This window comes from Streptomyces sp. NPDC012466, assembly GCF_042955215.1.
Classification (GTDB): Bacteria; Actinomycetota; Actinomycetes; order Streptomycetales; family Streptomycetaceae; genus Streptomyces.
The window spans coordinates 4538-6318 of record NZ_JBIBEQ010000022.1 but is presented as its reverse complement, the minus strand read 5'-3'; the positions used below and the strand labels follow the sequence as shown (position 1 = coordinate 6318).

The following is a 1781-nucleotide window of genomic DNA, read 5'->3' as shown; positions in this document are numbered from 1 at the left end:
GGAACGACGCGACGACATCCACGAAGCCTTCCTCGGCCTCGCCACCTGCCTGATCACCCACCGCCACGTCCAACGCCTTTGTTAGGACCACTAAGAGTACGTCGGGCCGTTGCCGCGGCCGGCCGACGACACCGGCCACGGCCGGGATCTTGTCGAGCAGGGGCAGGAGCTGGGTGACGTCATTGCGGTTGCCGCCGCTCAGCGACACCGCGAGCGGGATGCCCTGCCCGTCGGTGATGACGTGGTGCTTGCTGCCCGGACGTGCACGGTCGACCGGGCAGGGCCGCTTTTGGGCCGCTGCGGGCGGCCCGGACGCGGGAGGTGTCGATCACCGCCCGCGACCAGTCCAGCTTGTTCTTCGACCGCAGTTCCTGCAGCAGCACTGCGTGCAGTTGGTCCCAGACGCCGACCTCGTTCCAGGCGGCCAGGCGTCGCCAGCAAGTCATGGCCGAGCCGAAGCCCAGCTCCTGCGGCAGGTACTCCGGTCAAGCGCCGGTCTCGTCGGCCGGGGTGATGACGGTCAGGGCCTGGGCGGGTTCCCGGAGGGTGGCCAGCACCGTGGCCGCCGGGTAGGGCTGCCCCGAGGTTAGGTCTTGGAAGACGGGAGCCAGCGGGATCAGGAGGTCGGCCTCCTCGCCGTGTAGCCAGATACTGGTCAGATTGAGCGCGGGGACCGTCAGGAGCCGGACCCGCATGTCCTGGGCGGTCACCTCGGGGAGGTCGGCGGCGGTGCGCAGCGCGGTGACGGTACCGGTGACGGACGGGCCGCTGTTGAAGAGGGCGAAGCGGTGTTCGCCGGTGTCGGTGAGCACCGTCATGGCCGAGGAGACGACCTCTTGCTGTTCGCTCAGCAGGTAGCGCCAGCCCGTGAGCCGGGCGGCGGCCAGCGGGTCATCCCCAAGGACGTCCGGCAGGTCCAGGACATAGACCTCGTGCGGGTCGGTTGGGGTCAGGTCGGTGGGGGCCGCGGCCCCGCCCAGGGCGGACAGGTTCGCCCCGGCGTGGGGACCGACGGCGCGCAGCTTGCCGCTGACGGCCTCGGTGGCCTCAGCGGGCGGCTCGGGGTGCTGGAGAGGCATGTTGACCCCCATCATTTGGTGAAGTAGGTGTGCGTCCACGAGCCGGAGCCGAGGTACGCGGTGGTGAACACGTCGTAGTCGACGTCGGAGACGCCGGAGACCGGATCGTCCACCTCGACCAGGTCTCCGGGGGCGAAGCCGGTGACGGCGACGAAGTGGGCGCCGCCCGCCTGCCAGGCGGTGCGGGCGCACACCGGCCGGCCCGCCCGGATCTCACCGTGCAGCTGTTCGCGGGTCGCGGTTCCGCCGGTCATGGTGTCGAAGTGCCCCACCCGGCGCAGTGGCGCGTCGAGCACATTGGGCACGTTGCATGGGCCGGACGCGCCCGAGCCGCAGCAGTCGGTGCGCCCGAGCTCGCCGTTGACCACGGTGCATTGCGTCCAAGTGCTGCGGGCGTCGTAGTACCGGGCGATGCTGACGGATGTGGCCGCCCAGCACCAGTTGGTCTGGGTCTGCGTCTCCATCGCGAAGTTGAGGCGGACCGTGGGCTCGGGCAACGCCTCGTTCCAGAAGGTCGTCCACACGTGGTTGTCGAATCCGATGACGAACACGTCCAGCTGGCCGGCGAACCGGGACACGACGTCGACCCGTTGCCGCTCCCGATCGAACACGGCGCCGCCGGGCAGGGGGAAGAAGTCGGCGTTCCAGCCGGTGTGCTCGTTCCAGAAGGTCGTCCAGACGCGGTTGTCGAATCCGATGGCG

The 1781-nt window shown here is 70.0% G+C and carries 2 protein-coding genes and 1 pseudogene; all 3 read right to left on the bottom strand.

Going from position 1 to position 1781, the window contains the following annotated elements:
• Positions 1-94: 94 nt before the first annotated feature.
• Positions 95-482: pseudogene (locus tag ACFY9E_RS40140) on the bottom strand (transposase); the annotation flags it as partial.
• Between the two features lie 3 nt (positions 483-485).
• Positions 486-1079, bottom strand: a complete 594-nt coding sequence (locus ACFY9E_RS40135; protein WP_390993600.1) for a hypothetical protein — start codon at positions 1077-1079, stop codon at positions 486-488.
• Positions 1080-1090: 11 nt separating this feature from the next.
• On the bottom strand, positions 1091-1781 hold a 691-nt coding region (locus ACFY9E_RS40130), incomplete at its 5' end, for a papain-like cysteine protease family protein (RefSeq protein WP_390993598.1).